The organism is Allokutzneria sp. A3M-2-11 16 (assembly GCF_024213555.1).
GTDB lineage: Bacteria > Actinomycetota > Actinomycetes > Mycobacteriales > Pseudonocardiaceae > Allokutzneria.
Genome location: NZ_JANAVO010000001.1, coordinates 3,645,368 through 3,661,043 on the forward strand (window position 1 = coordinate 3,645,368; position 15,676 = coordinate 3,661,043).

Genomic DNA, 15,676 nt, shown 5'->3' on the forward strand with positions numbered 1-15,676 from the left:
ATGCATAGACTTCCGCGCTGATGAGCGGGAACACCGAAGATCCGCTTGCGGGATCGAGCATGGATGTGGACCGGGCGGCGCTGCGCCACCACGGCGATGTCGAGGCCCAGCCGGGGCTGGCCGACTTCGCCGTCAACGTGCGCGCCGATCGGCCGCCGCGGTGGCTCCGCGATCGTCTCGTCGCCGCTCTTGACAAGCTCGGCCGCTACCCGAGCGCTCAGGACGACGCCGACGCGAGGGCCAGTGCCGCCGCGCGCCACAGCCGCCGCCCCGACGAGGTCATGGTGCTCAACGGGGCCGCTGAGGGATTCGCGTTGCTCCCCGCGCTGAAGCCTCGTCTGGCCGCGGTGATCCACCCGTCCTTCACGGAGCCCGAGGTCGCCCTGACCGACGCGGACGTGCCGGTCGTGCGGGTGCTGCTGGACGATCACACGCTGGCGTCCGCGGAGGTTCCCGACGAAGCCGATCTCGTCGTGATCGGCAACCCGACCAACCCGACGTCCGTGCTGCACCCAGCCGACGCGGTGCGCGCGCTCGCACGCCCTGGACGCGTGCTCGTGGTGGACGAGGCGTTCGCCGACACCATCCCCGGCGAGCCCGAATCGCTGGCCGGGGACACCACGCCCGGTCTGCTCGTCCTGCGCAGCCTGACCAAGACGTGGTCCCTGCCCGGCCTGCGCGCCGGATACGCCCTCGGCGCACCGGAACTGCTCGCGCGGCTGGGCCTGCGCCGTCCACAGTGGCCGGTCAACGCGCTCGTGCTCGAAGCCGTCCGCGCGTGTTGCGAGCCGGGCGCCGTTGCCGAGGCGGAAGCCGTTGCGCGCGCACTTGAAGAGCACCGGGCCCGGTTCGCCAAGGCGCTCGGCGAACTGCCCGGTGTGACCGTGGCCGAGCCCGCCCGCGCACCGTTCCTGCTGCTGCACGTCCCCGGAGCTTCCGTGCTGCGGGAACGGTTGCGCACCAAGGGTTTCGCGGTGCGCCGCGCCGATACCTTCCCCGGTCTCACCCCGGACCACCTGCGCGTCGCCGTGCGCGCCCCGGACCAGTCCGCCCCACTGCTCGCCGCGCTGCGCGAACTACTAGAGGAGACCACCCCTTGAGCGCCACCCTCGCCGAGGTGATCACCGCCCTGGAGCGGGCCTACCCGCCCGCGCTCGCCGAATCCTGGGACGCCGTCGGGCTCGTCTGCGGCGACCGGACCGAGCCGGTGCGGTCCGTGCTCGTCTGCGTGGACCCCGTCGAGTCCACTGTGGACGAAGCGCTGGAGCTGGGCGCCGACCTGGTGCTGGCCCACCACCCCCTGCTGCTGCGCGGGGTGCACGGGGTGCCCGCCGACGACCCCAAGGGCAAGCTGATCCACCGCCTGATCCGCGCGGGCTCGGCGCTGTACTGCGCCCACACCAACGCCGACTCCGCCGACCCAGGGGTCTCCGACGCGCTGGCCGACGCGCTCGGCCTGGTCGGCACGATCCCCCTCGAACCCAAGCCGGACGCGCCCACGACGGGCCTCGGCCGCGTCGGCGAGCTGCCCGAGGCGGCGCCCTTCGCGGAGTTCGTCCGCCGCGTTGCCAAGGCGCTGCCCGCCACCGCGTGGGGAGTCCGCGCCGCGGGCGACCCCGAGCGGATGATCAAGCGCGTGGCGGTCTGCGGTGGCGCTGGCGACTCGATGCTCGGCGTGGCGACGCGGTCTGGGGCGGATGCCTATGTCACCGCGGACCTCCGTCACCACCCGGCCGGTGAACACCTGGAAAAGGGCGCGGATCTGCCCGCGCTGGTCGACGTCTCGCACTGGGCGAGCGAGTGGCCGTGGTGCGAGCAGGCGGCGCGTGTTATCCGCGATGCCTTCGGCGGTAACGTCCAAGTCCACGTCTCCACGCGCCGCACTGATCCCTGGACCCTCTCAGCGTCCTGACAACTCCATTTGGGGGAGCACCTCGTGAAAGCAGCACCCGCCGTCCAGCGCCGCCTCCTCGACCTCGCCGAGGTCGACACCGAGCTCGACCGCGTCGCCCACCGCAGGCGGAACCTGCCGGAGCTCGCCGAGATCGCCGAGGCGGAGCAGGTGCTGCGGGCCAAGCGCGACGCGGTGGTCGCCGCCGAGACCACCCTGGGCGACCTGAACCGGGACGTGAAGCGCCTGGAGACCGAGATCGACCAGGTCCGCGCGCGCAGCGACCGCGACCGCAAGCTCCTCGACGACGGCGTGCCCACCAAGCAGGCGGAGAACCTCAACCACGAGCTGGAGACGCTCAAGCGGCGCCAGGGCGTGCTGGAGGACGAGTCGCTGGAGCTGATGGAGCGGCGCGAGGCCGTCGAGCAGGACGTGATCTTCGCCAAGGGCGAGCTGGCCACCGCCGAGGAGAAGCTCTCGGACGCGCAGAGCCGCCGCGACCAGGCGTTCGCCGACCTGGAGACCACCGAGGCGCGCTCCGGTGACCGTCGCAAGACCGTGCTCACCGAGCTGCCGACCGAACTCGTCACCCTCTACGAGCGCATCCGCGCCAACAAGGGCACCGGCGCCGCCCTGCTGCGCGCTCGCCGGTGCGGGGCCTGCCGCCTCGAACTCGACCGGACCGCGATCAGCGACCTGCGCACGGCCGCCGCCGACGAGATCGCCCGGTGCGAGGAGTGCGGCGCGATCCTGGTCAGGACCCCGGAGTCCGGTCTGTGACCACCCGCGTCATCGTCGAAGCCGACGGCGGTTCCCGGGGCAATCCCGGCCCCGCCGGTTACGGCGCCGTCGTCCTCGACGCCGCGACGGGCGAGGTGCTGGCGGAGCGCTCCGCGGGCATCGGCGTCGCCACCAACAACGTCGCCGAGTACCAGGGCCTGATCGCCGGGCTCACCGCCGCGGTCGACCTCGGTGCCGAGGCCGTCGAGGTCCGGATGGACTCCAAGCTGGTCATCGAGCAGATGGCCGGGCGCTGGAAGGTCAAGCACCCGTCGATGCAGCCGCTGGCCGCCGAGGCGAAACAGCTGGTCACGAGCTTCGACCGGGTCCAGTGGACCTGGATCCCGCGCGAGCGGAACAAGCGCGCCGACCGACTGGCCAACGTCGCCATGGACGCCCAGGCGGGCAAGGCCGCCCCGCAGGAGAAGCCCGCCGCGCGGGAGAAGCCCGCCGCGCCGCCGTCGTGGACCGGCGCGACCGGCGTCCCGACCAGGCTGATCCTGCTCCGGCACGGCCAGACCCCGCTGTCGGTGGAGCGCCGCTACTCCGGGCGCGGTGACGCCCAGCTGACCGAGGAGGGCCAGCGCCAAGCCGCCGCGGCCGCGCAACGGCTGGGCAAGCTCACCGATGTCGCCGCCGTGGTCAGCTCCCCGCTGTCCAGGGCCGCGCACACGGCGCGCGGCGTCGCGGACGCCCTCGGCGTCGAGCCGGTCGCGCTCGACGGGCTGATCGAGACCGATTTCGGCTCCTGGGAGGGGCTGACCTTCGCCGAGGCCGCCGAGCGCGACCCCGACCTGCACCGCTCCTGGCTGGCCGACACCTCGATCGCCCCGCCGGGCGGCGGGGAGAGCTTCGACGCGGTGCACCGCCGCGTGCGCCGCTGCCGGGACGACCTGATCGCCCGGTACGGCGGCTCGACGATCGTGGTGGTCAGCCACGTCACCCCGATCAAGGCGCTGCTGCGGATGGCGCTGGACGTGGGCCCGTCGCTGCTGTTCCGGCTGCACCTGGACCTGGCGTCGGTCTCGGTCGCGGAGTTCTACCCCGACGGGCACGCCTCGGTGCGGCTGGTCAACGACACCTCGCACCTGGGGTGATCAGGGCGGGTGCGTAGGCTGGTGCGCGGATGAGTCGGCCGGGCGGCCGCGTCGGCGGGGGCGACCCCGCCGCCGAGGAAAGTCCGGACTCCGCAGGGCAGGGTGGTTGTCAACGGCAACCTGGGGCGACCCACGGGACAGTGCCACAGAGAACAGACCGCCCGGACGCGCGAGCGGACCGGGTAAGGGTGAAACGGTGGTGTAAGAGACCACCAGCATCCCGGGTGACCGGGATGGCTCGGTAAACCCCACCTGGAGCAAGGCCAAGAAGACCCCGCGAGGGGTCTGCGCGAGTGCTTGAGGGCTGCCCGCCCGAGCTCGCGGGTAGGCCGCACGAGCCCGTCGGCGACGGCGGGCCTAGATGGATGGCCGCCGAAGGGAACGCCGCGAGGCGTCCCGGAACAGGATCCGGCTTACAGGCCGACTCATCCCTCGTCCCGGTGAACCGGGAACAGGAAAATGAAAGGGCGCTGGCGTGGACTGGGTGCTGACCCTGCTCGGGCAGGCGCTGATCACCATCGCCTTCCTGCTTCCGCTGGTCAAGGCGATGCCGAGGGCGCAGTTCCTGCCGATCGCGCTGGCCATCGGCGCGGGCCTGCTGCTGGTCGACGAGTTCGCCGCCGCGTTCGGGCAGCCGGGGCAGCTGGTGGCGGCGGCCCTGTTCGCCGGGCTCGGCTGGCTCCTCGCGGTGCTCATCGGCCGGATGCGGGACCAGGCGGACAATCACCGACAGTGAAGTGGCTCACGGCCGTTCGGGGGAATCCGGCTTTCGGCGGTGCCGGGCTAGTCGTGCTCGCGTTGCTCCGGACGGGGGACGTTGCGGGCGGGGCGTCCCGCGGGCATCCGGTAGACCGGGCGGAAGGGCTTGCCGTCGTTGAACTCCGCTTCTAACTCCGCCACCCGCGCCTCGACCGCGGGGTTGACGATGTCGGCCAGGCTGCGCACACCGGCCTGCGGTTCGTAGGCGGCCAGGTAGGTCGCGGCCGCCCGGGCGCGCTCCAGCACGGTCCGTTCGAAGTTGACGGTGCGCTGAACCCTGCGCGGGCCCGCCTGGACAGTGCCGGTAACCTGATCGTCACCACGTCCGGTGGCGCCGCGGTCGGCTTCGCGCTCAGCGATGTCCTGCTCGGCAACGCCGGCCGAGGGCTCGGTGGACTGGGTCATCGGCGGACTCCTTCGAGTTCGCTTGCTGGTCTCCGCGCCGGGTTACGCCAGATCGACGCCCCATGGGCTTCAACCCCGAGGACAGGCTTGCGGGTACGCGTTCCACAGACTTCCGCACACCGTGAAGTGTGCGCAAGCAAATCCTTACCCCGTCCGGTCCGCGCACGATCCGTCACCGTTGTGTTCGCAGCCGGGTGAAACGTTGCGGCAAGCGGGACAAAGCCGCGTCGGTTGTTCACCGCCGGGAGCCTCCACACGATGATGTGTGTGGTCGGATTGGACGTATTTCGGGCTCTTCAACCTCTTCGTGCTCGACGCACGGCACTCTAGCCAGTACACCTCGTGATGGCGGCATGTTGTACTCGTAGGACTCGCCGGGACCGCGAACCAGGCCCGGACTCGTGATCGAGCAGAGCTCCTCGTACTCGGGAGTAGGGACAATGAACACCACAACGACCATGGAACTGCTGGCCCAGGGCGCGCAGCAGATCCAGACCTCCGGGATCCAGGGCTGGATCCAGAGCAACCTCCTCCCTCTGCTCCTGCTCGTCGTCGCCATCCTGCTGCTCTGGCTCGGCGGTGGCCGGGGGGACAACGCGGGTGTGATGCGCCGCCTCGGCGGCGTGATCGTGGCGCTGGCCATCGTCGGTCTTGCGGTCAGCGGCGCCGGTGTGAACATCGGCAAGTGGATCGCCCAGCTGTTCACCGGGTGATCGGGAGTGCGCATCCGCACCGACGACGAGGTCTACCGCATCGACGCCGTGTGGCTCGGGCCGCCGCGCGCCACCTTCCCGTGGCGGGCCCGGTACGTGGCCTGGGGCGTCGGCATCAGCATGTTCTTGCTGGTCACCGTCATCGAACGGCGGATCGGCTTCGGGTTCAGCTTCTTCTCCACCGCGTGGGCCGTGGTGATCACCATCCTGCTCACCAGGATGATCTGTTCCCGGATCAACCAGGAGCGGCCGCTCGGCGCGGTCGCCGCCATGTGGGTGCGCGAGCTCACCGCGCCCCGGCAGACCGGTTCCGGGCGGGGCGGGGCGTCCAGCGCCGCGAGGATCCGGGTGCGCTCGGAGCGGCCGCGCCCGAAGAGCAAACGGGCGGCGAAGAAGGCCGCCAAGAAGTCCAAGAAGGCTGCCGCCAGGAACGGCACCGCCCGGCGCCAGTCGGCCGGTTCCCGGTCCTCGGCCCGCGCCGCGGGCCCGCAGCAGGCACAGCAAGCACAGGCAGCGCAGAACTCGGGGGGCCGCAGGAGGCCGCGCCGAACCCGCAGCAAGGAGGTACCCGGTGTTTCGTCGCCGGCGTAACCATGACCGCAGCTCCGGCATGGACGGGTCGACCCGTCACCACCGCCAGGGCGCGCGCGGCAAAGCCGACCAGCGGGCGCACAGCAAGAGAGGTCGCAGACTGCCCGGTGAGCAGTCGGTGCCGACCTACACGCCGTCCATCTCGGCGCGCAGCATCGACGGCCACCTGCTGCGCACCAGCCAGGACGTCTACGCCTGGTACCGGCTCTCGCCGCAGCGCTGGTCGTTCCGCTCCGACTCGCAGCGCCAGGACCTGATCCACGCGATCGCCGGGCAGTACGCCGAGCTCCAGGGCCGGTGGCTGCACCTGCGGGTGACCAACCGGCCGTACCCGATCCGGATGTGGGCCGAGGCGCACGTGCACAACGCGGTCGGCAGGCTGCCGGACACGGCGGGCGCGCTGTCCTTCGACGACTACATGGTCGGCGAGCAGCAGCAGCTGATGGGCCGCTCCATGGCGGAGAAGGAGGTCTACCTCGGCGTCCAGGTGCAGACCCGCAACGTGATGGACCGCGCCGTCGAGCGGGCCGCCCCGGTGCTGCGCAAGATCTTCCCGGAGGCCGTCGACGCCGAGCTGGTCGCGCTGGACAGCGAGGTCGAGCACCTGGACCAGGTGATCGGCTCCGCGGGCCTGGAGGGCCGCCCGGTCACGGCCGAGGAGATGTCCTGGCTGATGCACCGCTCGTGCTCGCTGGGCCTGCCCGCGCCGCGCAACCTGCCCGCCGTGCCCGCCGCCGAGTGGGAGCCGGAGGACCTGGCCTCCTTCACCGACGCCGCCGACTTCCACCAGGAGCCCTACGCGCCCACGGTCACCGTGCGCGGCCGCACCGGCTCCAACGCGGGCACCACGAAGAACGTCGTGGTGCTCACCGTCGGGATGATGCACGGCCTGCAGATCCCGGAGATCGACGACCCGTGGGTGCAGCGCTCGGATCGGCTGCCCGCGTCCGTGGAGTGGTCGGCCCGCATCTACGTGCGCAAACCCGAGGACGTCACTGGCGAGCTGCAACGGCAGATGAACAAGGTCCGCTCGCAGGTCCGGCACTACACCGACGAGCACGAGCTGGAGCCGCCGCAGTCGTTGGCCCGGCAGGCCGCGCGGGTGCTGGAGATCGACGACGAGATGACCTCCGGCTTCACCGCGCTGGCCACCCGGGTCCGCTCGTGGTGGCGGCTGGCGGTGTCCGGCAACACCGAGCGCGACGCGCTGCGGCTGGCCCAGCAGCTGGTCGAGCTGTACAAGCCGAAGATCGCCGTGGAGCACCCCGAGGCCCAGTACGCGATGGCCAGGGAGTTCATCCCGGGCGAACCGCTGGCCTCGGCCGCCTACCTGCGCAGGGGCTCGGTGATCTGGGCCGCCTCCGCCGTGCCCACCGCGACCGCGGAGGTCGGTGACCGGCGCGGCATCCTGCTCGGCGAGACCTGCACCGCGACCCGCCGCCCGGTGGCGTGGGACCCGTGGATGGCCCAGGAGATCCGCGACGCCTCGGGCCTGACCGCGATGGTCGCCGGGCTCGGTGGCGGCAAGTCCTTCCTCGGCGGCGGCATCGTCTACAAGACGCTGCGCGCCGGGGCGTACTGGACGGTGCTGGACCCCTCCGGCCCGCTGGCGAAGCTGTGCGACATGCCGGAGCTGCGGCCCTACGCGCGGCCGATCAACCTGCTCAACGCCCAGCCCGGCATCCTCAACCCGTACCGGGTGGTGGCCGAGCCGCAGCTGGACCACTTCCTCGACGAGGAGGACCCCGAGCGCTCGTGGCGCCGGGAGAAGGCGCTCGCCGCCGCCACCCGCCGCCGCCTCGTGCTGGACGTGCTGACCGGCCTGCTGCCCTACGAGGTCTCGCGGATGCCGCAGACCAGGATCGTGCTGCTGCGCGCGGTCCGCACCGTCGGCGGCCGGCCCAACGCCAACCCGAGCATGGTCTTCGACGCGCTGCGCCGCGACGCCTCCGAGCACCACGAGCACGCCACCGTGGTCGCGGACTTCCTCGACGAGATGCGGGAACGGATGTCGCTGCTCATCCCCGAGCACGACGCCGACCCCTACTCCGAGACCCGCGACGACCGGTTCACCGTGCTCACCATGGCCGGGCTGACCCTGCCGAAGGAGGCGGTCGGCCGCGAGCACTGGACCGACGCGGAGTCCCTCGGCGTGGAGATGCTCAACCTCGCCGCGTGGCTCACCCAGCGCTCGATCTACGAGCGGCCCAAGGACATGCGCAAGGGCGTCTGGATCGACGAGGCGTTCTTCCTCTCCGAGGTGCCGACAGGCCGGGTGCTGATGAACCGCTTCGCCCGCGACTCCCGCAAGTGGAACGTCCGGGTGCTGCTGTCCTCCCAGATCCCCGCCGACTTCCTGAAGATCCAGGGTTTCGTCTCGCTGCTGGACTCCGTCTTCGTCGGCCGCCTCGACGACGAGAACGCCCAGGCCGACGCGTTGCGACTGCTCAAGGTGCCCGTCGGCGCGGGCTACGAGCAGGTCGTGGCCAGCCTCGGGCGCAGGCCGGGCGGAGTGCGCAGCGCCACCGAACGCGACCAGTCCCCGCGCCAGTTCATCTTCGGCGACGGCGCGGGCGGGGTCGAGCGCATCCGGATCGACTTCGGCGGCCCGCACCTCGCGCACCTGCGCGGGGCGATGGACACCACGCCGGACGCGGTCCGCGGCGACGCGGTGAAGTCCGCGGCGGCCGTGCGGGCCCAGGACGCGGCCCAGGCGCGGATCGACGCGGCCGTTCCGGACCTGGCCGGGGAGGACTACTTGGACGCCGAACTGGAGGCCGCCCTCGACGAGGTCGGCCTGGACTCCGACGACTTCGACCCACGACCGGACGGGACTGACGACAGGGGCGGCAGGAGCCGTGTCGGGCGGGACAGCGCCGCATGAGCACCCTGGTGGTGCTGGCGCTCGCCGTCGCGCTCATCGTGGCGCGGCGGCGTGCCCGACGCCGGCGGCTCGACTCCGCCCCGCGCCCGGCCGCGCGCAGGCGGGCGCTGCTGGTCGTCTTCGCCATCGTCGGCATGCAGGCCGTCTTCGGCGCCCCGGCGATGGCCCAGACCTCCAGCTGCGCCCAGGCCCCCAACCCGGAACGCCCCGGCGCGGGCATGGTCGGCGTCCTCGACCCGGCGTTGCCGGGAACAGGGCAACCGGGCTCCGTTTATGACGAGTTCGGTTACGCCGGCCTCGTGTGGCACACCTATGACCTGGGTTGTGGCCCGGAAGGGATCACCAGCCCCAACGCCACGATCGACACCTGGGTCGGCAACCAGCTCTTCAACGTCAGCAAGAACATCGTCGCCGCCACCAACGGGTTGCACAACCTGCTCGTCAAGGGCGAGTCGATGTGGCCGCTGGACGAGTTGGTCAAGAACGGCACGGTGGCGTTGTACGACTCCGTGTACACGCCGCTGTTCGGTTTGCTGGCGCTGCTGCTCGCGGTCTTCTTGTTCCGCTACATCTGGAAAGGTGACCTGGCGGCGATCGGAAAGCGCGGACTGTGGGCGCTCGCCGGCGTGTGGTTGGCCGCCGCGACCTATCTGACGCCGCTGATCTACACGGAGGCGTTGGACGGCATCCTGATCGCGGGCACGACGCAGGTGCAGGCGGGCTTCCTGCGCGAGGTGGGTATCGGCGCCAACAACGCCGTACCCACGGTCCTGCACGACCAGGTCGTCTTCCAGAACTGGAAGCGGGGCGAGTTCGGCGCTGCCGACGCACCCGAGGCAGAGCAGTACGCCCGACCGCTTCTCGCCGCTCAGTCATGGACCAAGCAGGACAGGATCGCCGGTCTCGACCGCGGCTCTCCAGACCCGAAGAAAGCTGCCTTCAAGGAGATTGCGACGAAGCTCGGCAGCGCCTACGGATATTTCCAGGGCGTTGACGGCAGCCGGATGGGTGCGGGCTTCCTGTCGCTGCTCCAGGCGATCTGTTTCTCGCTCTTTCAGCTCCTCGCCAAGCTGGCGATCTTGATGGGGCAGGTGCTGTTGCGCGTCGCGATCCTCGCCGGGCCGCTCATCGGCCTGATCGCGATGATCAACCACAACATCCTGCGCAACATCGGGCGCGCCGTGGGCGCGACCCTGCTCAACGTCATTGTCATCGCCGCGCTGGCCGGCCTGCACACGATGGTCCTGGTTTGGATCTTCAACCCGGGCCGCGGACTTTCCATGCTGGCCCAGATCGCACTGGCGGGCTTGGTCACGCTGGTGCTGTTCCTGGTGGGCAAACCGCTGCGGCGGATGTGGCAGATGGTGGAGCTCTCCGTCGGGGCGGTCGGCAGCACGCTGCCCGCCTCCCCGCCCGGCTTCCTCTCCCGGTTCCGGGGCAGGCGCGCCGGGCAGCGGACGCCGCAGGACGACTTCTGGGACGAGGTCCGCGGCATGGACCCGGACCAGAACGTCGAGGGGCGCCGCAAGGGGTACCGGGACCGGCCGGAGGCGGCCTACGCGGGTGGGCGCGGGGCGCGGGGTTCATTGGCGGCCACGGTGCAGGGCACGGTCGTCGGAGCCGACGGGCGGGTGCTGCCCGCGGTGGCGCAGCGGCTGCACGAGGCGGGGGGCGGTGCGCTGGGCGCGAACCGGGCGGCCCTGCCCGCGGCGCGGAGCCGGATCGTGGACACGGCCTCGGTGTTCGACCGGAGCTGGGACCGGACCGGGGAGGACGCCGTGGTGGTGCCCTCGCGGTTGGACGCCTCGCCCAGCGCGATGTCGACCGGATCGATGTCGAGTTCACGCCGCTCCGACATGGAAACCGTCGCCGGACGTCCGGTATGGGTGGTTTACCGGCCGTCGCGGGGGCTGGAGCTCCGCGACGGTGAGTCCCGATGAGAACAACGAGCCCGAGAGCTGAGAGGAGGTAGTCGCCGATGCCGATCCGCACCAACCGGGGCCGCACCGCGGTCTACCGCCGGCTGTGGGGCTGGCCCCTGCGTTCGCCGACGCACTTCGTCATCTCCCTCGTCATCGTGGTGGCGGCCGCGACCGGGGTCGGTCTGCTGTTACCGGACCCGCCCCCCGAGCAGGACCTGCCGCAGGCGCAGACGAGCACCTCGCGCCCGTCGAACGGCGGTGGATCGACGCCGGGGTCGTCGTCGACCGCGCCGAGGATCACCACCAACCCGCTGGCCGCCCCGGTGCCCGCCGCGCCCGCCGCGGAGGCGCTGACGGTGGCGGAGGCGTGGACGAAGGCGTTCGTGACCCATCCCGACGGCATCACGGCGCAGCAGTGGCTCGCCGCGTTGCGCCCGCACAGCACGGAGGAGCAGATGGCCGTGCTCGGCACGGTCGATCCCGCCAACGTGCCCGCGACCGCTGTGACCGGTAAGCCGACTGCGGGGAACTCGACGACGAGCTCGGTGGAGGTGACGGTGCCGACCGACAAGGGCGCGATCAAGCTCTACGTCATCCGCGTGCCCGAGCAGGGCTGGCGGGTGTCCTACTACACACCGGTGGAGTAGCCATGAGGCGTGTCGTCCCCGTGTTTCTGGCGATCACGGCCATCGGCACGATCATGGCGATCGCCGTGGTCTCCGCGCTGCTCGGCGGCGCGGGCAAACAGCAGAGCGGGCTGTCCTACTGCGCGCCGACGGAGTTCGGCGGCAACTGGTCGGCCTCCGGCGCGGCGCAGGGCGAGTCCGACGCCGCCAAGCTCGGCGACGAGTCGCGGCAGATCGTCGCGATGATCATCTCCATGGGCAAGCAGCGGAACCTGCCGGCCAAGGCGTGGCAGATCGCCATCCAGGCGGGCCGCACGGAGTCCGGGCTGCGCAACCTGAACTACGGCGACCGGGACTCCGTCGGCATCTTCCAGATCCGCGGGATGCACGGGCCGCTGTCGGACCGGATGAGCATCCCGTGGCAGATCACCTGGTTCTACGACACGCTCGAACGCATCCCGAACTGGGAGGACATGCGGCCCGGCGATGCCGCGCAGCGGGTCGAGCGCTCGGCGTTCCCGCTGCGCTACCACCGCTGGGAGTCGATGGCGATCTTCCTGATCAGCCAGCTCGCCGGCGACGTCGAGCCCGCCAGCTGCGAGACGCTGCCCGCGCCGTCCACGGTGGCCCAGGCGGCGATCGCCTTCGCGCTCGGCGAGATCGGCAAGCCGTACGTGTGGGGGGCGACCGGCCCGGGTTCCTACGACTGCTCGGGCCTGATGCTGATCGCCTACCGCAAGGCCGGGGTGAACCTGCCCCGGGTGTCCCGCGACCAGTGGAAGGCGGGCGCCTACATCCCCCGGTCCCAAGCCCAGCCGGGTGATCTGTTGTTCTGGGCCTACGACACGCGCAACCCCGCGACGATCCATCACGTGGCCATGTACCTGGGTAACGGTGAGATGGTGGAGGCGCCGTACAGCGGCAAGGATGTCCGCAGGGTCACCGTCGACCGGTATCCGGGACTGCTGGACTACGTGGTCCGGCCGACGGCCTGACGCGCGCGGGGACTTGGGAGGGGCAGGGATGTACAACAACGAGCCGATTCCGCGGCCCGCGGGACCACCGGCGTCCTCGACGCCGTTGCGGGACTACCTCAACGGCGCCAGGCACGGGGTGGACTCCGGCTACGCCGTGCTGCCGCGTTCGCTCGCCGAGTCCATGCCGTTGCCCTGGCAACAGCAGATGGCGCACCTGATGGCCGAGTTCCACCAGGCGTTCGGCCACCTGCGCTGGCCGGTCTACAAGGTGGTGCCCTCTCGGTACGAGCGGCTGGTCGACCTGGACGAGGAACAGCTCGCCGAGGTCGGGGTGTTCGCGGAGATCGACGTCACCGGGGACCTGGTGTACCGCGAGCGCACAGGCGAGCGGATCGCCGACCCGGAGAACAAGCGGGTGCTGGTCTCCTGCCTCGACCCGATTCCCCGGCAGCAGGCGGGGCACGTGCCACCCGCGCCGAACCCGCTGCCGCCGGTGCCGCAGAACGGCGGCATGCACACGGGTCCGCACCCGGTGCAGCAGCCGCCGCGGCACGCCCAGCCCCCCAACAGCCAGCAGCAGCCGCCGGGCACCCCACCGCACGGTCAGCCGATGCCCCCGTGGAGCGCAGGCCGCTGATCACCTTGCCGGACGCGTGACATGTCCGATCACGCATGTCAGGCTCGGTCCATGGTGGACGCGGAGCACGCCTGGTACTTCTGCCTGAAGCACCACACGGCCGAGCAGGGCAAGACCTGTCGCGGTGCCAACCGGATGGGACCGTACCCGGACAGGGCGACGGCGGAGCGCGCGCTGGAGATCGCCCGGCAGCGCACGGAGCGGGCCGACGACCAGGACCGGGCGTGGGCCGATGACGAGGACTAGGACCAACCGACCCGCGCCGGGCGCGGTTAGGCTCTGCCTGTGCTGAGTGCGGCGAGCGGCGACCACCCGGAGTCGGCCTTCGCCGTCATCCGCGCCGAGTTCCCGTTGCCCGGTCCCTTCCCCGCCGCCGCCCTGGCCGAGGCCGAACGGGCCGCGGGGGTGCCGGACGGCGTCGACCGCGTGGACGCCACGGACCTGCCACTGGTGACGGTCGACCCGGTCGGCAGCCGCGACCTGGACCAGGCGGTGCTGATCGAGCGCCTCGGCTCCGGGTTCCGGGTTCACTACGCCATCGCCGACCTGGGCGTGACCGTGCGTCCCGGCGGCGCGCTGGACGCGGAGGTCCGCAGGCGCGGGCAAACGTTCTACCTGCCGGACGGCGCCATCCCGCTGCACCCGCGAGTGCTCTCCGAGGGCGCGTCCAGCCTGCTGCCAGCCGAAGTGCGGGCGGCGGTGCTCTGGACCATCGACCTGGACTCCGACGCCGAGCCGATCCGCGTGGAGCTGCGCAGGGCGCTGGTGCGCTCGGTGGCCAGGCTCGACTACGCGGGTGTGCAGGCCGCGATCGCGGCGGGAACCCCGCACCCTTCCATCGCTGCCCTTCCTGAGCTGGGCAAACTCCGCCGCAAGGCGGCCGCTGCCCGTGGCGCGATCGAACTCGAACTGCCCGAGCAGCAGGTCGCTTCGGACGGCAACGGCGGCTGGCGCGTGGTGGTCCGGCCCAGACTGGACGTCGAGACCTGGAACGCGGAGATCTCGCTGCTCACCGGAATGTGCGCGGCGCAGATCATGACCGAGGCGAACATCGGCGTGCTGCGGACGCTGCCGGACGCGCCGGAGCAGGCCGTGGTGGAGCTGCGCCGCTCCGCCGCCGCGCTGGGCATCGACTGGGCCGAGGACGCCGATGCCGCGAGCCTGCTGATCGGCCTCGACCCGGCCAGCCCCGCCACGATGGCGCTGCTCGACGACGCCACCCGGCTGCTGCGCGGGGCGGGCTACACCGCCTTCGACGGAGCACCCCCGCACGTGCGCGGCCACGCGGGCATCGGGGCGCCGTACTCGCACGTCACGGCGCCGCTGCGGCGGTTGGTCGACCGCTTCGCCACGGAGGTCTGCCTCGCGGTGACCGCGGGCCGGGAGGTCCCGGACTGGGTCCGCGAGGCGCTGCCGGAGCTGCCCGCGGCCATGGAGAGCTCCGACCGGTTGGCCGCCCAGGTGGAGCGGGCCTGCATCGACCAGGCCGAGACGTGGACGCTGGCCGGTCAGGTCGGAAGACTTTTCCCGGCCGTGGTGTTGCGCACCAATGGGGACAGCGGTGGAACCGTGTTCCTGCTCGACCCGCCCGTGCTCGGCAAGTGCCGGGGCGACGGGCTGGTCGAGGGCCAGCGGATCATGGCGAGGCTGCTGGAGGTCGACCCGGCCACCCGCCGGGTGGTCTTCGAAGCCGCCTAGTTTTCTCGGAAGGACAACGAAGTGACTGAAGCCGATGTGCGTTCGCTGACCGTCGGGGTGTTCGGCGGCACCGGAGCGCAGGGCAGAGGCCTTGCCTACCGCTGGGCCAAGGCGGGGGTGAAGGTCGTCATCGGCTCCCGCGACGCCGCCCGCGCCGAAACGGCCGCGGCGGAGCTGGCCGGGTCCACCGGCGGCGACGTCACCGGCGCCGACAACGCCTCCTGCGCGGAGACCGCGGACATCGTGCTGGTCGCCGTGCCGTGGGACGCCCACGCGAAGACCCTGGAGCCGCTCCGCGAGGCGCTGGCCGGGAAGATCGTCATCGACTGCGTCAACCCGCTGGGCTTCGACAAGCAGGGCCCCTACGCCCTGGCGGTCGAGGAGGGCAGCGCGGCGCAGCAGGCCGCGGCGTTGCTGCCGGAGTCCAGGGTCACCGCCGCGTTCCACCACGTCTCCGCGGTGCTGCTGGCCGACCCGGAGGTGGCGGAGGTCGACATCGACGTGCTGGTGCTCGGTGACGACCGCGAGGCCACTGGCACCGTCCGGGCCCTCGCCGACCTGGTCCCCGGCATGCGCGGGGTCTTCGGTGGCCGCCTGCGCAACGCCGGTCAGGTCGAGGCGCTCACCGCGAACCTGATCGCGATCAACAAGCGCTACAAGGCGCACGCGGGCATCCGGATCACCGACGTCTGACAT

At 71.7% G+C, this 15,676-nt stretch carries 16 protein-coding genes and 1 other RNA gene; 16 read left to right on the forward strand and 1 reads right to left on the reverse strand.

Annotation, left to right across the window (positions count from 1 at the left end; all coding sequences use genetic code 11):
* Positions 1 to 20 precede the first annotated feature (20 nt).
* The 6 genes from cobC to NLX83_RS18025 all read left to right on the forward strand — a co-directional run bounded on the left by cobC (position 21) and on the right by NLX83_RS18025 (position 4,504).
* Complete coding sequence (gene cobC, locus NLX83_RS18000) at positions 21 to 1,100, forward strand: Rv2231c family pyridoxal phosphate-dependent protein CobC (RefSeq protein ID WP_254235998.1); 1,080 nt, start codon at positions 21 to 23, stop codon at positions 1,098 to 1,100.
* Positions 1,097 to 1,912: a Nif3-like dinuclear metal center hexameric protein gene (locus NLX83_RS18005; RefSeq protein WP_254235999.1), complete on the forward strand. Its 816-nt coding sequence runs from the start codon at positions 1,097 to 1,099 to the stop codon at positions 1,910 to 1,912. Before cobC ends, NLX83_RS18005 begins: the two co-directional genes overlap by 4 nt.
* Before the next feature lie 24 nt (positions 1,913 to 1,936).
* Complete coding sequence (locus NLX83_RS18010) at positions 1,937 to 2,671, forward strand: zinc ribbon domain-containing protein (RefSeq protein ID WP_254236000.1); 735 nt, start codon at positions 1,937 to 1,939, stop codon at positions 2,669 to 2,671.
* Positions 2,668 to 3,768, forward strand: a complete 1,101-nt coding sequence (locus tag NLX83_RS18015) for a bifunctional RNase H/acid phosphatase (protein WP_254236001.1) — start codon at positions 2,668 to 2,670, stop codon at positions 3,766 to 3,768. Before NLX83_RS18010 ends, NLX83_RS18015 begins: the two co-directional genes overlap by 4 nt.
* 30 nt (positions 3,769 to 3,798) lie before the next feature.
* Positions 3,799 to 4,200, forward strand: an RNA gene (gene rnpB, locus NLX83_RS18020) — RNase P RNA component class A.
* A 43-nt stretch (positions 4,201 to 4,243) separates the two neighbouring features.
* Positions 4,244 to 4,504, forward strand: a complete 261-nt coding sequence (locus NLX83_RS18025; protein ID WP_254236002.1) for a hypothetical protein — start codon at positions 4,244 to 4,246, stop codon at positions 4,502 to 4,504.
* Positions 4,505 to 4,551: 47 nt separating this feature from the next.
* On the opposite strand, the gene NLX83_RS18030 is transcribed toward NLX83_RS18025, so the two are convergent.
* Complete coding sequence (locus tag NLX83_RS18030) at positions 4,552 to 4,932, reverse strand: hypothetical protein (protein WP_254236003.1); 381 nt, start codon at positions 4,930 to 4,932, stop codon at positions 4,552 to 4,554.
* Between the two features lie 440 nt (positions 4,933 to 5,372).
* Here NLX83_RS18030 and NLX83_RS18035 point away from each other — a divergent pair, with 440 nt between their 5' ends.
* Genes NLX83_RS18035 through npdG form a run of 10 tightly spaced genes read left to right on the forward strand, consistent with a single transcriptional unit; the run spans position 5,373 to position 15,673 of the window.
* Positions 5,373 to 5,645 carry a hypothetical protein gene (locus NLX83_RS18035; protein WP_254236004.1) on the forward strand — a complete coding sequence of 91 codons (273 nt, stop codon included), beginning with the start codon at positions 5,373 to 5,375 and terminating at the stop codon, positions 5,643 to 5,645.
* A gap of 6 nt (positions 5,646 to 5,651) precedes the next feature.
* Positions 5,652 to 6,236 carry a hypothetical protein gene (locus NLX83_RS42265; RefSeq protein ID WP_254236005.1) on the forward strand — a complete coding sequence of 195 codons (585 nt, stop codon included), beginning with the start codon at positions 5,652 to 5,654 and terminating at the stop codon, positions 6,234 to 6,236.
* A 19-nt stretch (positions 6,237 to 6,255) separates the two neighbouring features.
* Positions 6,256 to 9,120, forward strand: coding sequence for an ATP-binding protein (locus tag NLX83_RS18045; RefSeq protein ID WP_254236006.1), 2,865 nt, complete (start codon positions 6,256 to 6,258; stop codon positions 9,118 to 9,120).
* Positions 9,117 to 11,060 (forward strand): hypothetical protein, encoded by a 1,944-nt coding sequence (locus NLX83_RS18050; RefSeq protein WP_254236007.1) that lies wholly within the window; start codon positions 9,117 to 9,119, stop codon positions 11,058 to 11,060. Before NLX83_RS18045 ends, NLX83_RS18050 begins: the two co-directional genes overlap by 4 nt.
* Positions 11,061 to 11,098: 38 nt before the next feature.
* Positions 11,099 to 11,689: a hypothetical protein gene (locus NLX83_RS18055; RefSeq protein ID WP_254236008.1), complete on the forward strand. Its 591-nt coding sequence runs from the start codon at positions 11,099 to 11,101 to the stop codon at positions 11,687 to 11,689.
* A gap of 2 nt (positions 11,690 to 11,691) precedes the next feature.
* Positions 11,692 to 12,663: a C40 family peptidase gene (locus NLX83_RS18060; RefSeq protein ID WP_254236009.1), complete on the forward strand. Its 972-nt coding sequence runs from the start codon at positions 11,692 to 11,694 to the stop codon at positions 12,661 to 12,663.
* 28 nt (positions 12,664 to 12,691) lie between these two features.
* Positions 12,692 to 13,282, forward strand: coding sequence for a hypothetical protein (locus NLX83_RS18065; RefSeq protein WP_308209318.1), 591 nt, complete (start codon positions 12,692 to 12,694; stop codon positions 13,280 to 13,282).
* Positions 13,283 to 13,333: 51 nt separating this feature from the next.
* On the forward strand, positions 13,334 to 13,528 hold the full coding sequence (locus NLX83_RS18070; RefSeq protein WP_254236010.1) for a hypothetical protein: 195 nt from the start codon (positions 13,334 to 13,336) through the stop codon (positions 13,526 to 13,528).
* 39 nt (positions 13,529 to 13,567) lie between these two features.
* Entirely contained in the window at positions 13,568 to 14,980 is a 1,413-nt protein-coding gene (locus tag NLX83_RS18075) for an RNB domain-containing ribonuclease (RefSeq protein ID WP_254236011.1), read from the forward strand.
* A 21-nt stretch (positions 14,981 to 15,001) separates the two neighbouring features.
* Positions 15,002 to 15,673, forward strand: coding sequence for an NADPH-dependent F420 reductase (npdG, locus tag NLX83_RS18080; RefSeq protein WP_254236012.1), 672 nt, complete (start codon positions 15,002 to 15,004; stop codon positions 15,671 to 15,673).
* Positions 15,674 to 15,676: the final 3 nt, after the last annotated feature.

Bases quoted from the DNA above. Each gene is read 5' to 3' on its own strand.
- cobC (WP_254235998.1), top strand. From the start codon at position 21: ATGAGCGGGAACACCGAAGATCCGCTTGCGGGATCGAGCATGGATGTG.
- NLX83_RS18030 (WP_254236003.1), bottom strand. From the start codon at position 4,932: ATGACCCAGTCCACCGAGCCCTCGGCCGGCGTTGCCGAGCAGGACATC.
- NLX83_RS18035 (WP_254236004.1), top strand. From the start codon at position 5,373: ATGAACACCACAACGACCATGGAACTGCTGGCCCAGGGCGCGCAGCAG.
- NLX83_RS18045 (WP_254236006.1), top strand. From the start codon at position 6,256: ATGGACGGGTCGACCCGTCACCACCGCCAGGGCGCGCGCGGCAAAGCC.
- NLX83_RS18050 (WP_254236007.1), top strand. From the start codon at position 9,117: ATGAGCACCCTGGTGGTGCTGGCGCTCGCCGTCGCGCTCATCGTGGCG.
- NLX83_RS18055 (WP_254236008.1), top strand. From the start codon at position 11,099: ATGCCGATCCGCACCAACCGGGGCCGCACCGCGGTCTACCGCCGGCTG.
- NLX83_RS18060 (WP_254236009.1), top strand. From the start codon at position 11,692: ATGAGGCGTGTCGTCCCCGTGTTTCTGGCGATCACGGCCATCGGCACG.
- NLX83_RS18065 (WP_308209318.1), top strand. From the start codon at position 12,692: ATGTACAACAACGAGCCGATTCCGCGGCCCGCGGGACCACCGGCGTCC.
- NLX83_RS18070 (WP_254236010.1), top strand. From the start codon at position 13,334: ATGGTGGACGCGGAGCACGCCTGGTACTTCTGCCTGAAGCACCACACG.